This is a genomic window from Mycobacterium interjectum, assembly GCF_900078675.2.
GTDB classification, from domain to species: domain Bacteria; phylum Actinomycetota; class Actinomycetes; order Mycobacteriales; family Mycobacteriaceae; genus Mycobacterium; species Mycobacterium interjectum.
This window is the reverse complement of record NZ_LT546237.1, coordinates 1,685,903-1,705,548: the sequence shown is the minus strand read 5'-3', so window position 1 is coordinate 1,705,548 and position 19,646 is coordinate 1,685,903. Positions and strand designations below refer to the sequence as shown.

At 66.9% G+C, this 19,646-nt stretch carries 18 protein-coding genes and 3 pseudogenes; 10 read left to right on the top strand and 11 right to left on the bottom strand.

Going from position 1 to position 19,646, the window contains the following annotated elements; translation table 11 throughout:
* Window positions 1-20: 20 nt before the first annotated feature.
* Window positions 21-2,600, top strand: coding sequence for a sugar epimerase family protein (locus BN4348_RS42530; protein WP_066913167.1), 2,580 nt, complete (start codon window positions 21-23; stop codon window positions 2,598-2,600).
* A gap of 34 nt (window positions 2,601-2,634) precedes the next feature.
* On the opposite strand, the gene BN4348_RS42525 is transcribed toward BN4348_RS42530, so the two are convergent.
* The 7 genes from BN4348_RS42525 to BN4348_RS42500 form a co-directional block, all read right to left on the bottom strand.
* The gene (locus BN4348_RS42525) at window positions 2,635-3,057 is read right to left on the bottom strand and encodes a hypothetical protein (protein WP_066913166.1); all 423 of its coding nucleotides are present in this window, start codon (window positions 3,055-3,057) and stop codon (window positions 2,635-2,637) included.
* A gap of 88 nt (window positions 3,058-3,145) precedes the next feature.
* Window positions 3,146-3,586, bottom strand: a complete 441-nt coding sequence (locus BN4348_RS42520; RefSeq protein ID WP_066913163.1) for a hypothetical protein — start codon at window positions 3,584-3,586, stop codon at window positions 3,146-3,148.
* 20 nt (window positions 3,587-3,606) lie between these two features.
* Window positions 3,607-4,305 carry a hypothetical protein gene (locus BN4348_RS42515; protein WP_066913161.1) on the bottom strand — a complete coding sequence of 233 codons (699 nt, stop codon included), beginning with the start codon at window positions 4,303-4,305 and terminating at the stop codon, window positions 3,607-3,609.
* Entirely contained in the window at window positions 4,302-4,430 is a 129-nt protein-coding gene (locus BN4348_RS62155) for a hypothetical protein (protein ID WP_255361372.1), read from the bottom strand. Before BN4348_RS62155 ends, BN4348_RS42515 begins: the two co-directional genes overlap by 4 nt.
* A gap of 28 nt (window positions 4,431-4,458) precedes the next feature.
* A complete protein-coding gene (locus BN4348_RS42510) occupies window positions 4,459-5,256 on the bottom strand; it encodes a CbbQ/NirQ/NorQ/GpvN family protein (RefSeq protein ID WP_066913160.1) in 798 nt (265 codons plus the stop codon).
* A gap of 19 nt (window positions 5,257-5,275) precedes the next feature.
* The gene (locus BN4348_RS42505; RefSeq protein ID WP_066913158.1) at window positions 5,276-6,805 is read right to left on the bottom strand and encodes a nitric oxide reductase activation protein NorD; all 1,530 of its coding nucleotides are present in this window, start codon (window positions 6,803-6,805) and stop codon (window positions 5,276-5,278) included.
* A 221-nt stretch (window positions 6,806-7,026) separates the two neighbouring features.
* Complete coding sequence (locus BN4348_RS42500) at window positions 7,027-7,734, bottom strand: hypothetical protein (protein WP_066913154.1); 708 nt, start codon at window positions 7,732-7,734, stop codon at window positions 7,027-7,029.
* Between the two features lie 358 nt (window positions 7,735-8,092).
* Between BN4348_RS42500 and BN4348_RS42495 the strand changes: the two genes are divergently transcribed.
* A complete protein-coding gene (locus tag BN4348_RS42495; protein ID WP_066913152.1) occupies window positions 8,093-9,193 on the top strand; it encodes an NAD(P)H-dependent amine dehydrogenase family protein in 1,101 nt (366 codons plus the stop codon).
* Window positions 9,194-9,213: 20 nt separating this feature from the next.
* Here the strand turns inward: BN4348_RS42495 and BN4348_RS42490 are convergent, their stop codons facing one another.
* Complete coding sequence (locus BN4348_RS42490; RefSeq protein ID WP_066913150.1) at window positions 9,214-9,813, bottom strand: TetR/AcrR family transcriptional regulator; 600 nt, start codon at window positions 9,811-9,813, stop codon at window positions 9,214-9,216.
* Between the two features lie 211 nt (window positions 9,814-10,024).
* Here BN4348_RS42490 and BN4348_RS42485 point away from each other — a divergent pair, with 211 nt between their 5' ends.
* The 3 genes from BN4348_RS42485 to BN4348_RS42475 all read left to right on the top strand — a co-directional run bounded on the left by BN4348_RS42485 (window position 10,025) and on the right by BN4348_RS42475 (window position 12,764).
* Window positions 10,025-10,813: an SDR family NAD(P)-dependent oxidoreductase gene (locus BN4348_RS42485; protein WP_066913148.1), complete on the top strand. Its 789-nt coding sequence runs from the start codon at window positions 10,025-10,027 to the stop codon at window positions 10,811-10,813.
* A 67-nt stretch (window positions 10,814-10,880) separates the two neighbouring features.
* The gene (locus BN4348_RS42480; protein WP_066913146.1) at window positions 10,881-11,963 is read left to right on the top strand and encodes an NAD(P)H-dependent amine dehydrogenase family protein; all 1,083 of its coding nucleotides are present in this window, start codon (window positions 10,881-10,883) and stop codon (window positions 11,961-11,963) included.
* On the top strand, window positions 11,964-12,764 hold the full coding sequence (locus BN4348_RS42475) for a mycofactocin-coupled SDR family oxidoreductase (protein ID WP_084454174.1): 801 nt from the start codon (window positions 11,964-11,966) through the stop codon (window positions 12,762-12,764). It abuts the gene before it with no gap.
* Window positions 12,765-12,779: 15 nt separating this feature from the next.
* Here BN4348_RS42475 and BN4348_RS42470 read toward each other — a convergent pair whose 3' ends face one another.
* Entirely contained in the window at window positions 12,780-13,409 is a 630-nt protein-coding gene (locus BN4348_RS42470; RefSeq protein WP_066913144.1) for a TetR/AcrR family transcriptional regulator, read from the bottom strand.
* Window positions 13,410-13,501: 92 nt separating this feature from the next.
* Here BN4348_RS42470 and BN4348_RS61430 point away from each other — a divergent pair, with 92 nt between their 5' ends.
* Both BN4348_RS61430 and BN4348_RS42460 read left to right on the top strand, forming a co-directional pair.
* Complete coding sequence (locus BN4348_RS61430; RefSeq protein WP_066913142.1) at window positions 13,502-14,734, top strand: cytochrome P450; 1,233 nt, start codon at window positions 13,502-13,504, stop codon at window positions 14,732-14,734.
* The gene (locus tag BN4348_RS42460; RefSeq protein ID WP_235852733.1) at window positions 14,731-15,696 is read left to right on the top strand and encodes an SDR family NAD(P)-dependent oxidoreductase; all 966 of its coding nucleotides are present in this window, start codon (window positions 14,731-14,733) and stop codon (window positions 15,694-15,696) included. Before BN4348_RS61430 ends, BN4348_RS42460 begins: the two co-directional genes overlap by 4 nt.
* Window positions 15,697-15,699: 3 nt before the next feature.
* Here BN4348_RS42460 and BN4348_RS42455 read toward each other — a convergent pair whose 3' ends face one another.
* Both BN4348_RS42455 and BN4348_RS42450 read right to left on the bottom strand, forming a co-directional pair.
* Window positions 15,700-16,497 (bottom strand): hypothetical protein, encoded by a 798-nt coding sequence (locus tag BN4348_RS42455; RefSeq protein WP_066913138.1) that lies wholly within the window; start codon window positions 16,495-16,497, stop codon window positions 15,700-15,702.
* Window positions 16,498-16,561: 64 nt separating this feature from the next.
* Window positions 16,562-17,053, bottom strand: a pseudogene (locus BN4348_RS42450) (hypothetical protein); the annotation flags it as partial.
* On the opposite strand from BN4348_RS42450, the pseudogene BN4348_RS42445 reads away from it, so the two are divergent.
* The 3 genes and pseudogenes from BN4348_RS42445 to BN4348_RS42435 form a co-directional block, all read left to right on the top strand.
* Window positions 17,040-17,852, top strand: a pseudogene (locus BN4348_RS42445) (carboxylesterase family protein); the annotation flags it as partial. The pseudogenes BN4348_RS42450 and BN4348_RS42445 sit on opposite strands and share 14 nt — an antisense overlap.
* An 18-nt stretch (window positions 17,853-17,870) precedes the next feature.
* Window positions 17,871-18,146, top strand: a pseudogene (locus BN4348_RS42440) (phosphotransferase); the annotation flags it as partial.
* Window positions 18,147-18,394: 248 nt separating this feature from the next.
* Window positions 18,395-19,646 (top strand): carboxylesterase/lipase family protein (locus BN4348_RS42435; RefSeq protein WP_066913134.1); only part of this gene is annotated, 1,252 nt, incomplete at its 3' end.

Sequence of the window (19,646 nt, the reverse complement as noted above, 5' to 3'; positions counted from 1 at the left end):
ATGTGCGGGATGAGCACTCCGTGAGAGTCGCGGTCACCGGGGCCGGCGGCGTGCTCGGCCGCGGCCTCGCCGCCCGGTTGCTCACCCAGGGGCACGATGTCGTCGGCCTCGCGAGGCACCGGCCCGAAAGCTGGCCGAGCGCGGCCGAATTCGTCGCGGCGGACATCCGCGACACCGCCGAGGTCGGGCGCGCCCTCGCCGGTGCCGACGTCGTCGCGCATTGCGCCTGGGCCAGGGGCAACGAGCAGGTCAACATCGGCGGCACGCTCAACGTCCTGGAGGCGATCGCCGGAAGCGGCACCCGGCGCATCGTTTTCCCGTCGTCGGCACACGTCTACGGCGGCGGAGACGCTCGGAATGCCGAGTCCGCCGCGCCGAACCCGGTCTCCGCCGACGGCCTGCACCAGGCCCGCATCGAAGAGCTGCTGGGGGGCGCCGACGTCGAATCGGTGGCGATCCGCTGCGCCCTCATCGTCGGTCGCGGCGTCGACAACTGGGTGCGCCGGGCGCTGGCGCTGCCGGTCTTTCCCGACGGATCCTCGGACCGCCGCGTGCAGCTGGTCCATCTCGACGACGCGCTGCGGCTGCTGACCCGCGCGGTCGTCGATGCCGAGATCCCCGGCGGTCCCATCAATCTCGCCGCGCCCGGCGCGCCGACTTTCCGCGACATCGCCGCAGCGCTCGGTCGTCGCATCGTGCCGCTGCCCCTGCCCCGCACAGCGTCGTTCGCCGAACTGAAACTGGTGCAGAGCGCGCCGCTGATGGATACCTCACGGCTGCACGGCGAATGGGGATATCAACCGGCGTGGAACTCCGACGAATGCGTCGAAGACCTGGCACTGGCGGTGCGCGGGCGGGTCACGCTGGGCAAGCGGGTGATATCGCTGCCATGGCGCCTCGCCCATATCCAGGATCTGCCCGCGGTCGACGCGCCCGCGAGGGACGGCGTGGCGCCGGCATTGGCCGGGCCGGACGGGTTCAACGGCGAGTTCGACACACCGATAGACCCGCGATTCCCGACGTTCCTGGCGACCAACTTGTCCGAGGCGCTGCCCGGCCCGTTCTCGCCGGCGTCGGCGTCGGCGACGGTGCGCGGCCTGCGGGCCAGCGCGGTGTGCGTCGCCGAGCGGCTGCGGCCGGGGGGGATGATCCAACGCGAGATCGCCATGCGCATGGTCGCGGTGTTCGCCCACCGGCTCTACGGCGCCATCACGACGGCGCATTTCATGGCCGAGACCGTGCCTTTCATCAAGCCGGCGACGGTGGTCAGCAACAGTGGCTTCTTCGGCCCGAGCATGGCGGCCCTGCCGATCTTCGGTGAGAACCGTCCAACGCTGGAATCCGGCCGTACCCGAAGGCAATTGCGCACCCTGCGCAACATCGGGGTGTTCGGGGTCAACCTGGTGGGTCTGAGCGCCGGTTCGGCCGGAGACACCGCGGCCTTCGTCGCGGACGTCGATCGGTTGGAGCGGCTGGTCGGCGACGACCTCACCGGACTCGACGATCGCCGGCTGCTCAGCCTGATCCTGTTGGCGCGCGACCACGTGGTGCACGGCTGGGTGCTGGCGGCGGGGTCATTCCTGCTGTGCGCGGCGTACAACGTGTTGTTGCGCGCCCTGTGGGGGCGCGACACCGCGCCCTCGGCCGGTCCGGAACTGGTCAGTGCGCGCTCGGTCGAGGCGATGCAGCGGCTGGTATTGGCGGCGCAACGCGACCCGAACGTGGTGCGCGTGCTGGGCGAACCGGGGGAGCGTATCGGCAAGCTGGCCGTCGACGCGCCCGAGTTCCACGCCGCCGTGCTCGCCGAGCTGGCGCTCATCGGCCACCGCGGCCCGGCCGAGCTTGAGATGTTGTCGACCAGTTACGCCGACGACCCCGAGTTGCTGGTCCGCATGGTGACCAAGACGCTCGGCGCCGCCGCCGCGCCACCGCCGGTGCACCCGGGGATTCCGTTGCGCGCCAAGCCGGTCGCGGCCCTGGCGGTGCGCCAATTGCGGGACCGCGAAATCCGTCGGGACAAGGTGGTGCGGGCCAACTGGGTGCTGCGTGGCCTGCTGCGGGAGTACGGCCGCCGGTTGGTCGACGCCACGGTCTTCGAAAAAGCCGACGACGTGTTCTATCTCCTCGTCGACGAACTCGAAGCTCTGCCACCGGACGCGGCGAAGCTGGTGGCCGAGCGGCGGTCCGAGCAGCGCCGGCTGGCCGGTGTCGTCCCGCCGACGGTGTTCAGCGGGAGCTGGCAGCCGTCCGTGACTTCGGCACCGGCGCTGGCCGGCGGGGACACCCTGCGCGGGGTGGGCGTCTGCGGGGGACGGGTGCGCGGACGGGTGCGGATCGTGCGGCCCGAGACGATCGACGACCTGCAACCGGGCGAGATCCTCGTCGCCGAGGTCACCGACGTCGGCTACACCGCCGCGTTCTGCTACGCCGCGGCCGTGGTGACCGAGCTGGGCGGCCCGATGTCGCACGCCGCGGTGGTGGCGCGCGAGTTCGGCTTCCCCTGCGTGGTGGACGTACAGGGCGCCACTAAATCGTTGCCGCCCGGCGCCCTCGTCGAGGTCGACGGCGCGACCGGGGAGATCCGCGTGCTCGAGCTCTGAGCCCGGCGCCGGGTCCGACGCGGCCGCGTGCCGATCACGGAATGTCCGTCGCCAGGAAGGTGAGTGGCAGGCCCAACACCGACAGGTCGATTTCGTCGAGATGGGAGCCCTCGCCCGCGATGCTCTGCCGGAATCGCGTTGTCGCCCCGTAGCGCTCGGCCACGGCTTCGGCCGCCGAGGCCGCCGCAACGCGGATTACCACGCTGTACACGCCGTCGCCGTGATCGCCGAGGAACTCGTTGACCGAAGCGGCCACGGGCCCGGGCGATCCCGGAATCGGGCTGATCACCTCGATACCGCGATTCCAGTCGAGGTGAATGTCCAAGCCGAGTTCGGTCAGCTGGAAGTTCTCGAAGACGAATCCCAGGTCTGCGAACAGTTGCGCGGCGGCGGCATGTCGCTCGGGTGCCACCGCGAACACGACGTGATGAAGCGACGATTGATTGTCCGCCGTCATGTGACTTCCTTCTGGCCGGGTATGCCCCGCGTGGCAGTATGCACTACGCCCGAGCTGCGAGCGTGGGGCCCGCACGCGGGCGCCGGGATCACGGATGCGGCGCCGGCTGCTGATGCGCGGCCTGCCGGGCCAGCCGTTCGTCGTGAATCCTGACGAGTTCGCGGAACCCAAGCCGGTGGTATTTCGGGATCGGCTGGATGCCCCACACGTCCTGTGCTGTGGCCTTGCCCTCGGCTCCTTCCGGCGGTCCGAACGGTGGGTAGGGGTACTTGCACTCCAAGGTGTCGTTGGAGTACCTGATCTTCAGCAGCTCACTGCAGATCTCGGTGAGGCTCAGCGTGGGGTAGCCGTAATAGACCGCCATGAACGGCAAGGTGAACGCGCCTTCGATGACCAGTGCGACGAGGCACACCAGGACGGCCCGCTTGATCCATTTGTGCATTCGCGCGTAATACGGCGTCGTCCCCGGCTCGAGATCCTCGGAATCCCCGCTCGGGTTGTTTGCCTCGGTTGCTGGCGCTTCGGTCATCGCAATGCTCCTAAACCTGTTTAGTCGGTGAAGATTTCGCGGTTGACGGTGTGCAGATACGGGATGGCGAGGAAGGGGGTGATGTAGAAGATGTCGTAGAGCCACCAGCCGATCACCGGGAACACGACGCCGGCGTAGCGCACGTCGGCGAACATGGTCATGTTGAACACGTAGGCCGACCAGATCACCACGCCCATCCAGCAGGTGACGACCATCCATTGATGGCCCCACCGCTTCATCTGTAGAAACCCGATCGCCGCGGCCACCCGCATGGAGAACACCGTGAGGATCAAGCCCGCCACATAAGCCTTCTCGCCGGGCCCCGCGGCGCCCCCGACCCACAGCTCGTTGTAATGCCAGAAATAACCGGCGTCGAACATGTTGCCCCAGCCGACCATGAGCACCCTGTTGATCAACGTGTGGTTGGCGACCAGGTCAAGAGCCCAGCCCAGGCTGTTGAGCATCCCGTCGATCAGGACCAGGTAGCCGATCAGCGTCACGATCATGGGCCGCACCGACAGGCCGGCGCGCAGGGCCTGGCGCTGCAGCCATACCCCACGCATGAAAATGGGGAACCCGATCAGGCCCGGCGCCCACATGCCCATCAGGGCGGCGCCGACGATCATCCACTTGTCGGCGCGGCGCTGCGCTTGGCGGGATTCGTCATGGTGGTCGTCGAGGCCGACCGAGCTTGCAGTCTGCGCGGCAACAGGATTCACAGGTCCCACCACCCGCGGGCGAATGACATGTAGAGCTGGATGCCGAACATCGCCAGTAGGTAGCCGTAGATGAAGATTTGGAAGACGATGAGCGCCCTCTTACGCTTCTGCTCCTGTCGGTCCATGCCGGTTGCTCCTTTCTCGGGCGAACTGCTAGGCGTCCAATGTGTTCGAGGCGGCCAGGCTGGCGGCCGCAACCTCGCGTAAACCGTCGGTGACCGCGCCGTCGGTGCTCAGCGGCGTGAGTATGCACGCGTCGGCCGCATCCAATTCGGTAGCGCCGGCCGCGATCAGCTGAGCGGCCGTGACCAGCACCCTGGTCGACGGCGGTTCGAAGTGAAAGACCTCGTCGGCGGTGCGGATCGCGACCGCGCATCCGACCAGGCGTTGGGCCGTGGCCAAGGGAATCCCGGATTCGGCGACGATCACCTGGGCCTCGCGGTCCGGCGGCAGATACCGCATCGCCAACGTCACGAAACGTTGGCGGAACGACGGTTTGAGTTCCTTCAGCGAGCTGCGATATGCCGGGTTGTACGAACACACCAGCATGAACTCCTCCGGCGCCTTCACCACCTCGCCGGCGCGGTCGAGGTAGAGCGACCGCCGGTGGTCGGTGAGCGAGTGCAGGATCGCCAGCGAGTCGTGCCGAGCTTCGACGACTTCGTCGAGGTAGCAGATGGCACCGGCTTTGACGGCCCGGGTCAGCGGGCCATCGGTCCAGACCACGTCGCCTCCGGTCACCATGAAGCGGCCGACGAGATCGGAGCTGGTGAGATCGTCGTGGCAACTGATGGTGACCACGGGTCGTTGCAACAGTGAGCCCATGTGTTCGACGAGACGAGTCTTGCCGCATCCGGTTGGGCCGGTCAGCATTACCGGGATGCGCCGGTGGAAGGCCCGCTCGAACAGCTGAACTTCGTTGCCGTGAGCGAAATATGTCTCGGTGGTCATCTGTTCCTCAGTCGGCAGGTCACGCGGCGATCAGTTCACGGTGGACATGGGCCAGCACCCGGGGCAGCTCCTCGATGCGCCGGATCCGTTGCGACCGGCGGGGCCCGAACACCTCGGGAAGGGGATCGACCCGAGTCGGTCCCACGCCGACGTAGTACATCGACACCCCGGCGTCGCCGGCCTCCTCGACGGCGTGCGCGGCATCCGCCCAGGCGTATCGGCCCTCGTAGCCTTCGTCGGAGATCAGCCCGTCTCCGATGATGATCAGCAGCCGCCGTTCGGACGGCTGCGCCAGCAGGCGGCTTGTCAAATGGCGAAGTGGCGCACCGAGTCTGGTGTATCCGCGGGTGGACAGGCCCAGCCCACTGGGCGCAACAAAGCGGCGGTCTTGGAAGTCCTTCAGACACCGCACTTCGACGCGATGACGGGTATTGCCGGTGAACACGAAAACACCATGACGCTCACGCGCCAGCGTCATGGCGCGCGAAAGCGCGTCGGCACAGGCCAGTTCGAGCCGGAAAATCCGCCCCCCGTGGACCCCCAGCGACGAACTGCCGTCGAGCAGCAACGCCGTGGTCACGTCGCGGCCGCTGGGCCGCAAGTCGCGAAAGACCCTGGGCTCCGTCGCCTCGCCGGTAGACAGGTCGATGTAGTGGTTGACGTACTGGTCGACGTCGAGTTCGCAGCCGTCTTCTAGGCGGTTGGTCATCGCGCGATGGGTGTGTTCTTCGAACCACACGCGCACCTCCACGGCCACCGGCACCGGGCGGCGGGTGCGCCGGCTGTCGGCTTGCTCGATGACCGCGACATGGTCGCGCATGAATCGCTGTGTCCACATGTTCCATTCGGGATAAGGAATCCCGGGCCGGTGGTCCGGTGTGACGTCGAGATCGTTGTCCTTCGGCCGGCTCGGTGGCGGCAGGTTGGGATTGCGGACACCCCCGTCGCCGCCGACGGGAACCGAATACGGCCGCGGAAGACGTTTCTGCCGCGTCGTCCATGGCATCCTGCCGAAGCTGTGCCGCAACCTGTCGGCCAATCCGTGCGGTGCCGTGTAGGCCGGCGGCAAAGTGCCCAGCAGCGGATGAACCGTCAACGCCTGGCCGGTGGCCGCCAATGCCATTGCCCGGTTGAGCATTTCGGCGGCACCCAGATCAGCGGATTCGGCGCGGATTTCGGGGAGCAGCCGTCGCACCTCGGGCAGCAGTCCGGGGCACCGCGACGCCATCCAGCCGAGGGCGACGCCACCTTCGACAAGCGTGAGCGCGCGCAGTTCGCGCGCGGATAGCTCGTTGAGGCGATATTCGGTGATGCGTTCTTTCGAGGGTGCACACTGCAGGGCCACACCGCATGTCAGCGTTCTACGTGTCCAGCCATTGGGGGCGGGATAGGGGACATGAACGAAGGCGAGCGCTGCGTCCAAACCGAAGCCGCGTCGTTCGCCGGTGATGAGCCGGACGCCCTCACGACGTTGCTGGCTGAGCGCGACCGCCGTCACGGCGCAACTCCGTTCCAGCGCCATCGCATGGGCATCGGAATACTCAGCCATAGGCCGAATCCCGTGTGCTGCGCCTTCTGCCGCGGCCGCGCTTCAGAACGTACCTATGTTGGAGAACAGCCAGTACCAGAACAAGATGATCAGGCCGGTGCCACCCCAGGCGGCGACGTAGCGCAGGATTTCCCACACATAGCCCACGATTTGACCTCCTTGGTGACGGATCGACCGCCGATCGATGTGTGAATTCGGTGAGGATGCTCATCGCGCCACGCTCAGTCGGTGAAGAGTTCGCGGTTGACGGTGTGCAGGTACGGGATGGCGAGGAAGGGGGTGATGTAGAAGATGTCGTAGAGCCACCAGCCGACGACCGGCAGCACGACGCCGGCGTAGCGCACGTCGGCGAACATGGTCATGTTGAAGACGTAGGTGATCCAGATCACCACGCCCATCCAGCAGGTGATGACCATCCATTGATGGCCCCAGCGCTTCATTTGCAGGAAGCCGATGGCTGCGGCGATGCGCATGGTGAAGACGGTCAGGATGAGACCGACTTCCATGGCCTTTTCGCCGGGGCCTGCCGCCCCGCCGACCCATAGCTCGTTGTAGTGCCAGAAATAGCCGGCGTCGAACATGTTGCCCCATCCGTTGAGCAGCACTCGGGCCAGCAGGGTGTGGCTTGCCACCAGGTCGAGCGCCCACCCGACGGTGTTGATCGCGGCGTCGATGATGACCAGGTAGCCGAGCAACGTGACCAGCATCGGGCGCACCGAGAGGCCATCCCGTTGGGCCCGGCGCAGCAGCCGCACCCCCCATCCGAACAGCGGCAAGCCGAAGACGCCGAGGGCGGCGGTGCCGATCAGGAGGCTGCCGGAGATGAGCCACTTGTCGGCCTGACGCTGCGCGAGTTGCGACCGCTCCATGTGTTCGTCGATCGTCAGGCTCTCCGGGGCGGCGCCGGTTGAACCGGCTGCAGTGCCCATGCCAGCATCACGCTGCCGCAGCTTCGGCAGATTCACGAACCCTCCCCGTCCTGCTGATTGGATCGGCTCGTGCACTATAACAGGCTGACTAGAGTCAGCAGAAGGCGTTCGCGGCCGCCGTTGAACCGGCGCAATGCGGCACGGTTCTCACGATTGCATAGTGCACTTACCAAGTGCCGCGATGGAGCCGACACGATGCGTCGCTCGTTCTACTGACGAAAGTCAGCTTCTGAGCGTTGACACCCCGTTCGGCGCGCGCCTACGCTCAGCGAGCGCTCAGCCGTTGAGCCGTGGTGTGCCGTTGGCTGGGAACCATCCGTTGGTCATAGCGCAGTCGGTGCATGCAAAAGGAGTAGCAATGACCGTCGAATCGCCGGCCGAGAAGAGGTATCGCGTTATCCAGTGGGGGATAGGCAATGTCGGCACGGTGGCGCTCCGTCACTTCGCGCACAACCCTGCCTTCGAGGTCGTCGGGGTGCTCTGTAACCGTCCGGAGAAGGTGGGCAGGGACGCCGGGGAGCTCGTCGGTACCTCGCCGATCGGGGTGCTCGCCACCACCGACAAGGCGGAGATCGAAGCGCTGGATGCGGACTGCGTGTTCTACGCGCCGCTCTGGTCGGATCCCGACGAAGTCTGTCGCCTGTTGCGGTCGGGCAAGAATGTCGTTGCCTCGGGCGGCGCCTGGTGGTTTCGAACCGAGCACAGTCAGGCGGACATCGACAAGATCGATGCGGCGTGTCACGAGGGCGGAACGTCGTTTCACGCGGGCGGTGTCAACCCTGGTTTCGCCGGAGACCTGCTCGTCTTGACGCTGGCCCGCATCGTCAGCCGGATCGACGCCATTCACATTTACGAGGTGGTGAACTTCGGCAAGGACACCCTGAAATACCTGCACGAAATGGGGATGGGGAACACCCCCGAAGAGTTCTTGGCCGGACCGAACCTGCTGGGCAACGCCTGGCCTCTGTTCGCCCAATCGATGGCCATGGTGGTCGACGGCCTCGGTAAGACGGTCGACAGGTACACGACGGACGTTGAGCTGGGAACGGCGATTCGCGACATCCCGTACGAAGGGGGCCCGTCCAGCGACATGCCGGGCTTCAAGGGCTCAATCAAGAAGGGCACCGTCGCCTCCCAGCATCACAAATGGACGACGTGGGTCGACGGCAAGCCCCTCATCACCTTCCACGAGATGTACACCATGGACGAATACGACGCCATTGAGCCGCGGCCGGATTGGGGGGGCCACTACCACTACCGCATCGTGATCGAGGGCGATGAGCCCACCGAGCTAGTCCTGCAGGCGCCGGCCGATCCACAGGGAAATTACCCCAAGCCCGGCTACACCTGGACCGCGATGGGCCCGGCGAATACGGTTCCGGCCGTATGCGAGGCGGCGCCGGGCTTTTTGACCCACAAGGAGCTAGGTTTGGTGCCGTTGCGCGGTGTGGTGCGCTAGTGGTGTAAGGCGTTGCAGGGTCAGGGCTTTAGGCCGCGCAATGTCCTTGCGACGTAGTCTTCGAGCAGGGCGTGGCCAGTCGGCCAGTGGTTGGTGGTGATCAAGAGGGCGTAGAGACCCAAGAGGAAGAACACCGCACTGTTCATGGGATTGGCCTGTGAATCCGCCTCGCCGCGTTCTTGGGCAAGCGCGATTTCCTGGGCGACCAAAACGATCAAGGGGTGATCCCTGCCGTCTTCGGTCTGCGGACGGGTTTGGGAGAAGTGCAGCGCGAGAAAGTCATTGAAGAGCAGATCGCCCAGTCGGCGTTCCAATCCGACGACCAGCCGGACCGCTTCGTTCAACGCCGAAGCAAGGTCGTGCTTGGACTTCAGGAATTGGGCGTACTGCTTGGCTATGCGTTCCTCTTCGCGGTGCTCTAGCTCCAGCAGCACATGCTCCTTGGTGGGGAAGTGGAAGAAGAAGGTGCCGTGGGCGACTCCTGCCGCCGACACGATAGCGCTGACGTCGGCCTCGGCCATCCCGGCTCGGGTGAACTCCGCGATCGCGGCGCCCATCAAACGCTCTCTCGTCTGCAGACGCTTGGCTTCTCGCGCAGACAGCCGATCCGTCACAGCCATTTCTTTCCTCACGATTGACCTGACTCATGCAAGAGTTCCGAGGCTAACCCGACCATTATGCCGCCTCCGCGTCAGAAAGGCTTGCACAACTTGGTCATTCTAAGACCGCACCTTCCGTCAGGGATTCCCATCCGGCATATTCATTGACTTTAGTCAGCAGCGTTCCTAGATTGAACGGCGCACGCATTGCGCACGATCGAAGGAGCCCGCCATGGCGTTGGAGCAGTTCCGCCTGGACGGACAGGTGGCCATCGTCACAGGGGCCGGGAAGGGTGTCGGGGCCGGCATTGCCAGGGTCTTAGCGGAGGCGGGGGCCACGATTGTGGGCACCGCACGTACCGAGGCGGATATCGTTGGCACGATTGACGGTATCGAGGCCGCGGGCGGCAAGGGCGTCGCGATCGTTGCCGACGCGATGAGTCGTCCGGACTCAGAACGCGTCGTGGACACGGCCATGGAGCGCCTCGGCCGCATCGATATTCTCGTCAACAATGTCGGTGGGTCGACCTACGCGCGGTTCCTGGACATCACCGACGAAGATTTCCGGCACACGTTCGACTGGTGTGTGACCTCCGCCTTCATCATGAGTCAGCTGGTGGCGCCCCACATGCTCAGTGCCGGACACGGGTCCATCATCAACATCTCCTCGGGCTCTGCGCGTTTTGGCATCCGGGCGCTGACCGCCTATTGCGTGGCGAAGGGCGGTCTCGAAGCGCTGACCCGCGCCATGGCGCAGGAACTCGCCCCCAAGATTCGCGTCAACGCGATCGCCCTGGGTTCGTTCGCCACCGACGGTCTGCGGGGCAGCCTGGATCTGATGCCCGGGTCACTGGAGAAGATGCAAGAGGCCACACCCCTGCATCGGCTGGGCGACGTCGAGGACCTCGGGCGGCTCGCGGTGTACCTGTGCACCCGCGACTGCTACGCGACCAACGCGACCTTCCACGTCGACGGCGGTATCGACTCGAACAACTCGCCGCTGCCGATACCCGACTACTGACCCCCGGTGCCGCGACCGTACGCGTCATGATGGGACATCACCCGCCGCTGGAAGGACGAGGGTAACCGTGCGCAGAGTCATTCAGTTCTCGACCGGAAACGTCGGCCGGCATTCGTTGCGGGCCATCATCGGCAGGCCGGACCTCGAACTGGTCGGGCTGCATGCCGCCAGCGCCGCGAAGATCGGCCGGGACGCCGCCGAACTCTGCGGGCTGGACCAGCCGACCGGGATCATTGCCACGGACGACATGGACGCCCTCGTGGGCCTCGGCGCCGACTGCGTGGTTTACACATCCCAAGGTGAAACCCGGCCGATGGAGGCCATCGAGCAGATGGCCACGTTCCTCGCGGCCGGCACCAATGTCGTGGGTACCTCGATGGTCTGGCTGGTCACACCCCGCCATGCCGGCGACTGGTTGCGGGAGCCCCTGGAGCGCGCGTGCGCGGCCGGCGACACCTCGCTCTACGTCAACGGCATCGACCCCGGTTTCTCCGGCGACACGCTGGTGCACTCGGCGGCCAGTCTGACCACCCGGGTCGATTCGATCACCGTGCAGGAGATTTTCGATTACGGAAACTACGACGATGCCGAGTTCACCGGCGCTGCAATGGGATTCGGGACGACTGCGGACGACGACTCGCCGATGATGTTCTTGCCCGGGGTGATCGTGGCGATGTGGGGAGGCCAGGTCCGCAGCCTGGCGGACCATCTCGACATCAAGCTCGACGAAGTGCGCCAGCGCATCGAACGCTGGTTCACCCCCGAGCGCATCGACTGCACCATGATGACGGTGCAGCCCGGTCAGATGGCCGCGGTGCGGTTCGCCACCGAGGGTGTCCGTGACGGCAAGCCGGTGATCACTCTTGAGCACGTCACCAGGCTCACCCAAGCTGCGGCGCCGGATTGGGAATTCCCGCCGGATGGCCACACCGGCGTGCACCGTGTCGTCGTGGAGGGTGAACCGCGGGTGGAAATCAACACCCATGTTTCGCACCCTGTCTTCGATTCGACCGATGCCGGCTGTATCTCGACAGCGGGCCGCGCCGTCAATGCGATCGACTGGGTGTGCCGCGCACCGCGGGGACTTATCGGCGTGGAGGAGATCCCGCTCTCCGCGACGATGCGCGGCCTGATGTGGAACGAGCGGTAGGTGCGCGTCGCGGGCAAACGCATCCTCATCACCGGCGCAGCTCGCGGCATGGGACGTAGCCATGCGCTGCGGCTTGCCGAGGAAGGCGCGGACCTCGTCCTGGTCGACATCTGCCAATCCTTACCGCAGATCGAGTATCCCCTGGCCACCGAAGACGACCTGGCCGAAACGGCAAGGATGGTCGAAGATTTCGGCCGCCGCTGCGTGAGTCGCATCGTCGATGTGCGCGACGAGGCGCAATTGCGCTCCGCGGTCGACGACGGCGCCGGCGAGCTGGGGGGTCTCGACGGGGCGGTCGCCAACGCCGGTGTGCTCACGGTGGCGCCCTGGGACAGGACAACCGCCGATCAGTGGCGCACGGTGGTCGACGTGAATCTCATCGGCGTGTGGAACACCTGCGCGGCCGCGATACCGCACCTGCTCGACCAGGGTGGCGGCAGCCTGGTCAACGTCAGCTCGGCCGGCGCCATCAAAGGCTTTCCGCTGCAGACGCCCTACACGTCGGCGAAGTACGGCGTCGTCGGCTTGACGCTGGCCTTGGCGAATGAATTGGCCGCACAGAACGTGCGCGTCAACACCGTGCTTCCCACCGGTGTACCCACCGGGATGGTGCCGCCGTCGTTCGGGCCTCTTCTGGGTGAGCAACGGTCCGACCTGATCCCGATCTTCGTCAACGCGATGCCCACCCCGGCCGTGGAGCCGGCCGATGTCAGCAGCGCCGTGCTGTTCCTGCTATCCGATGAGTCCCGATACGTGACGGGGTTGCAGTTCAAGGTCGACGCCGGGGTCACCATCAACTGAACCCCTCGCCCGGCCCTACAGTGGCCAGCTATCGGGTCCGACCTCATAACGCAGCGGCGCGGCCGGAGGCAACGGCTGTCGCTCGTTGACCGACACCGCATCGACGACGAGGGCGACATAGCGTCTCCAGCCGTCGCAGTCCGTATCCATCGTCACCAGCACGCTGAAAAGCATTGCCACCAGGCGTGGTAGGTCCTCGGTGACCAGGTCGGCGCGGACGCTGCCGGCTCGCTGGCCTTCGCGGGCAAGCTCGTCGAGCGCCTCATTGAGCGAAACCGAGATATCCGACGTGAGTGACCCGGCCCGGCGTGCCGCGGTCAGCAGGCTGTGTTCGCGGGCGCCCAGCGAGATTGCCGCTTCGATCAGTTGGGTGAGGCCGCGCAGTGGGTCCTCGGCGCGCCGGGCCTTGTCGATTACCGGAGTGAGGTCCTCGGCGATGCTCTGATCGAGGGCCGCCCGGACCAGGTCGGCCTTGGTGGGAAACCTGCGGTAGAGGGTTCGCTCACCCACGCCCGCACGGCGCGCGACGGCCTCCACCGGTGCGTCGGGCCCGAATTCGGCATAGACGTCCCGCGCCGCGCGCAATATGCGCTCGACATTGCGTACTGCGTCCGCCCGCAATGGCCGGTCTTCAACGCCGGACATGAGGACAGCGTAACCGACAGTTGACTGCCACCAGGCCGGGCTTTAGGCTCTACAACTGGCAGTCGTCTGACACTTAATGGGAAACGCGGGTTATGGCAACAACTTCCACATCTCTCGGAACAGCCCAACCCTGCCCCGATGCCGATCTTCCGGTGCTGCCCGGCCCGCGGCCGGGGCAATGCCCGCTCGCGCCCCCGTCCGAGTTCGTGCAGTGGCGAGAACAACCCGGCCTGCAAAGGGCCATGTTCCAGGGCAACCCGGTCTGGGTGGTCAGCCGCTACCACGACATCAGGGCGGCGTTGGTCGATCCGCGCTTGTCCGCGAAGACCATTCCGGACTCCATCATGCCGACGGACGCCGACAACAAGGTCCCGGTCATGTTCGCGCGGACCGACGATCCCGAGCATCACCGGTTGCGGCGCATGATGACCGCCAACTTCACCTTTCGGCGTTGCGAATCGATGCGGCCGCACATCCAGGAGATGGTCGATCACTATCTCGGCCAAATGGTCGACAACGGTGCGCCGGCCGATTTGGTACGCGAATTCGCCTTGCCGGTGCCGTCAATGGTGATCGCGCTGCTGCTGGGGGTCCCGCCCGAAGACCTCGAGCTCTTCCAACGCAACACGACGAAGGGGCTCGACCAGAAGTCCACCGACGCAGAAAAGGGCCAGGCGTTCGGCGCCATGTACGCCTACATCGAGGAGTTGGTGGAGCGCAAGCTGCGCGAACCCGGCGACGACTTGATCAGCCGCCTGGTCACCGACTATGTGGCTACCGGCCAACTCGACCGTGCCACCACGGCCATGAGCAGTGTGATCATGATGCAGGCGGGACATGAAACGACCGCCAACATGATCTCGCTGGGAACCGTTGCGCTGCTGGAACATCCCGAGGTGTTCGAACGGCTCGGGCAAACCGACGACCCCGCCGTCATCGCGAACATCGTCGAAGAGCTCATGCGCTACCTCAGCATCGTGCACAGTCAGGTCGATCGCTTGGCAACCGAAGATCTGCTGATCGGTGGTCAGCTGATTCGGGCGGGGGAGTTCGTCGTGATGAACCTGCCCGCCGGAAACTGGGACCCCGAATTCGTCGACAATCCCGAATCCTTCGAATGCGGCCGAAACCCACGCGGGCACTTGGGTTTCGGATACGGCGTGCATCAATGCATCGGAGCGAACCTGGCTCGCGTCGAAATGCAGGTCGCGTTCGCCACGCTGGCGCGCCGGCTACCCGGGCTGAAGTTGGCCGTGGCGCCCGGGGAACTGAGGTTCAAAGACGCCAACATCTACGGCATGAAAGAGTTGCCGGTCAGTTGGTGAGCAAAGACCTGCGGTTCGACGACCAGGTCGCCGTGATCACCGGCGCCGGCGGCGGTTTGGGCAGGCAGTATGCGCTGCTGCTGGCCGCGCGGGGCGCGCGCGTCGTCGTCAACGACGTCGGTGGTTCGGTGACCGGCGACGGCTCTGATGGTGCGGCGGCGAGCGCCGTCGTCGATGAGATCCGTCGAGCCGGCGGCCAGGCCGTCGCCGACACGCACAGCGTGACGAATCCCGCTGGCGGGCAGGCCATCGTCGACGCCGCCCTGAGCGCCTGGGGGCGGCTGGACCTCGTCATCAACAACGCCGGGATCGTCGGCGACGCACCGTTCGAGGACATGACCGCCGAACGGCTCGAGCCCCTCATCGATGTGCACCTGCGGGGTGCGTTCTACATTACGCGGCCCGCCTGGTCGGTGATGCGGGAGCGCGGCTACGGCCGGATCCTCAACACCTGCTCGGCGGCGGGAATCCTTGGCGCCGAACGCATGAGCAACTACGGGGCGGCCAAGACCGGGCTGATCGGCTTCACCAGGGTGCTGGCCGCCGAAGGGGCCGCCCACAACATCAAGGTCAACGCCATCGCCCCGATCGCATACACGCGGATGCTCGAGCAATCCCTGAGGAGCGCCGAGCAGCCCGGGGAGGCGGCGGCGCGGGCGGTGCTGGATGACCTTGTCGGTCAGTACCTTCGCAAACTCGACCCGGCCCTGGTGGCTCCGGTCGCGGCCTTCCTGACCCACCGGGACTGTCCGGTTTCCGGGGAGATTTACACGGCCGGCGCCGGGCACGTCGCACGGTTCTTCATCGGCAGGACAACGGGTTTCTACGACCCCGGGCTGTCCGTCGAGGACGTGCGCGATCACCTCGAGGAGATTCGCGACGAAGCCGGCTACACCGTTCCGCGCGGGCCCGCCGACGAAATGAGCGAGCTGTTCGCCGCCGTCGCCACCCGGCCCGGCTGACGGTCAGCTCTGCTTGCGGAAGGTGCGCCAGATCAGGAAGCCGACGCCCACCGCGGCGCCCAGCAACGCGGCGGCCAGGATGGTCTGCAGCGCGTCGATGGCGATCCAGCTGGGCTCGTAAGAGCCGGTGGCGCCGACGCATTCGAAGCTCACGCTGGTCCCCGACTGGCCGGGCTTGTAGCTGTAGTTGGTGGTGTTGTACGCCAGCTGGTACCCGCTGTCGCATACGAAGGGGCTCGTCCACATCGCGCTCGCCGGCATCGTCGCGGTCAACGACGCGGCGGCCCCGATGCACAGGCCCAGGGCCCCGATGATCGCCCCGATGCGATCCGGCCACCCGCGCATGCCCCACGGCCGGCGGCGGCCCTGCGCGACGTGGCGCCTCGAGCCGACCTGTTGCGGAAAGCCGGGTGGCTGTCGGATGCCGGCGACCGCGCCGTAGTCGCCCGTGACGCCCTGGCCGGAATACACGACCGAATGCCCCACCTTGAACGTCGCCTTGCCGTGCTTGAAGATGTTGTCGATCTGTTCTGGCGACAGGCCGGCCTGGGCCGCGGCTTGCATGAAAGCCTCTCGATGCTGCGCCATCTCGGGGGCGGACGGCCCACCGGGGCCCACGGGACCGCCGGAGCGCAACCCCTCCCACAACGACTGCGCGTATTGGCGTGCGCGATCGTCGGGATCCTGCCCCGCGGCCGCCTTGGCCTCGGCCAGTTGACGTTCCAGCTCGGCGATGCGCTTCTGCTCGGCGAGCTGACGTTCCAGGTCGGCGATGCGCTTTTCGGGATCGTCGGCGTCCATCGGCAAATCGTCGCACGCCCAAACCACGGATGCAGCAAGATTCAGGGCCGCTCGAAGTGCCCGCTCAGCAGCGAAACGCCGTGCCGACACCGTCGGGCGGCGGCACCGACTGCAGGCAACCGAACGGCTGGATGCCGGCGGTCGCGAACCGCACCGCGGACTGATGGGCGTAGTTCACGCAGAACAGGCCGGATTGATCGGCGCGGCACCGGTAGTCGCCGAAGGACAACGAGTCCCCGTCCGCCAGTGCGGGTCCGTTGCCGTTGAGGAACGGACCCGGGTCGGCGCGCGCCGACCCGACCTGCAGGTTCGTTCCGTCGAAGTCGACCCAGCCGCCCTTCCAGTCGCCGTAGGCGGTGTCGGGGCGCGGCGGGGGATTGGTCAGGCTCACCAGGCATGCCAGCGCACCGCCGGTGTGCTTGACATCGGTCATGCAGGAGACTTTGCCGCCCTGGGCGGTCAACGCGATGTCGTTGCCCAGCGGCGTCGTGGCGCCCTCCCGCATTGCGCTGTGATAGCGGCCCGGGTCGGTTGGGTGACCTGCCTCNGAGTTCGCGACGCGCTTCGCCCGCCTGCTCGGCGCCCGCCGGCAGGACGCGGCCACCGCGTTGCTGCGGGCGTCCGCGGCGCAGTTTGTCGAGACCCAACACCGGCTGATCGACCAGGGCATGGAGAACAGGCTCGGTGCTTTCCCTATCGGCCCGGTTTTCGGCGACGACGTGCTGCCCGTCGACCCGGTCGAGGCCATGCGGACCGGCCGCGCGCATCGGGTGCCGCTGATCGTGGGCACCAACGCCGAAGAGGGCCGCCTGTTCACCCGCTTCCTGCGCATGCTGCCGACGAACGAGTCGATGATCGAAGAGCTGCTGGCTGACACGGAACCCGCTGCCCGCGAACGTATCACCGCCGCCTACCCCGACTACCCGGCACCGTCGGCCTGCATCCAACTCGGCGGCGACTTCGCGTTCAGCTCGGCGGCCTGGCAGATCGCCGAGGCCCACGGTGCTCATGCGCCCACCTATCTGTACCGGTACGACTACGCCCCCCGGACACTGCGCTGGTCGGGGCTGGGCGCCACGCATGCCACCGAGTTGCTGGCGGTCTTCGACGTCTATCGCACCCGGTTCGGTGCGCTGCTGACCGCGGCCGCGGATCGGCGGGCGGCGCTGCGGGTCAGCAATCATGTGCAGCGGCGGTGGCGGGCATTCAGCCGCACCGGGTCGCCGGGTGACGACTGGCCCGCGTACAGCCCGGACGAGCGCGCCGTCATGGTGTTCGACCGCAAGAGCCGGATCGAGTTCGATCCGCACCCCCATCGCCGGATGGCGTGGGACGGCTTCTCACTGGCGCGTTGACCTGGCACGCTGTCCGTCATGCATGCCCACACAGAGCAAGTCATCGAACGACCCGGTGATCTCACGGCGGCCTGGCTGGCCGCCGCGATCGGCACCGGACCCATTGCCGACTTCGCCGTAGAGCGCATCGGCACCGGTCAGATGAGCGAGTGCTACCGCGTCCTGCTCACCTACGCCGACGCCGGCCCCGGGGTGCCCGAGTCGGTGGTGCTGAAGGTCGCGGCGTCCGACCCGGTGAGCCGGCAGACGGGGTCGGCGCTGGGGCTCTACGAGCGTGAGGTCCGCTTCTACGGCNCGGCGCACCGGCCGGTGCCGGCGGTTTGCTACCCGACGGCGCGGTGGTCGTCGGGGCGGCGCCGGCCGAGGTCTGCGGGGTGGTTTGTGGCCGCCCCGCGTTGTCGCCGGCCGGGTGAGAGCACCCGGCGACCAGCAAGGCGACTGAGACCAGCGCGGCGATCCGCATCCCGCCAGGCTAACCGCCACGCCCGGGATTCGGCCGCTGCCCGCGCGATACGGCCACACTGTCGGCTACCGTCACTGGTATGCATGAGCGCACCATCCGCGCCCGCACCACCGCCGGCATCGTCGAAGGCTTCACCCGCGATGGCGTAAATCGCTGGCGATCCATCCCTTACGCCCGCCCGCCCGTGGGACCCCTGCGCCTCCGGGCGCCGCAGCCCGCGCCGCCGTGGTCGGGTGTGCGGCACTGCCATGGCTTCACCCACTGCGCGCCCCAGCAACGCCGCTACACGCTGCTCGGTGTCGGGCGCTACCAGCCGATGAGCGAGGACTGCCTCACCCTCAACGTCGTCACGCCGGAAGTCCCCTCCGACAAGCCGTTACCGGTGATGGTCTTCATCCACGGCGGCGGCTACATCCTGGGCAGCTCGGCCACGCCGCTGTACGACGGGGCGGCGCTGGCGCGCCGCGGCTGTGTGTACGTATCGGTCAACTACCGCCTGGGCGCCCTGGGATGCCTGGACCTGTCGTCGCTGTCGACCTCCGAAATCACCATCGACAGCAACCTCTACCTACGCGACCTGGTGCTGGCGCTGCAGTGGATCCGCGACAACATCGCCGAGTTCGGCGGTGACCCGGCCAAGGTCACCATCTTCGGGGAGAGCGCGGGCGCGCACATCACCGCGACGCTGCTGGCGGTACCCGCGGCCGAAGGCCTGTTCGCCCAGGCCATTTCGGAAAGCCCGGCCTCGGGCATGGTGCGGTCGCGGGAAACGGCCGCCGAGTTCGCGACGCGCTTCGCCCGCCTGCTCGGCGCCCGCCGGCAGGACGCGGCCACCGCGTTGCTGCGGGCGTCCGCGGCGCAGTTTGTCGAGACCCAACACCGGCTGATCGACCAGGGCATGGAGAACAGGCTCGGTGCTTTCCCTATCGGCCCGGTTTTCGGCGACGACGTGCTGCCCGTCGACCCGGTCGAGGCCATGCGGACCGGCCGCGCGCATCGGGTGCCGCTGATCGTGGGCACCAACGCCGAAGAGGGCCGCCTGTTCACCCGCTTCCTGCGCATGCTGCCGACGAACGAGTCGATGATCGAAGAGCTGCTGGCTGACACGGAACCCGCTGCCCGCGAACGTATCACCGCCGCCTACCCCGACTACCCGGCACCGTCGGCCTGCATCCAACTCGGCGGCGACTTCGCGTTCAGCTCGGCGGCCTGGCAGATCGCCGAGGCCCACGGTGCTCATGCGCCCACCTATCTGTACCGGTACGACTACGCCCCCCGGACACTGCGCTGGTCGGGGCTGGGCGCCACGCATGCCACCGAGTTGCTGGCGG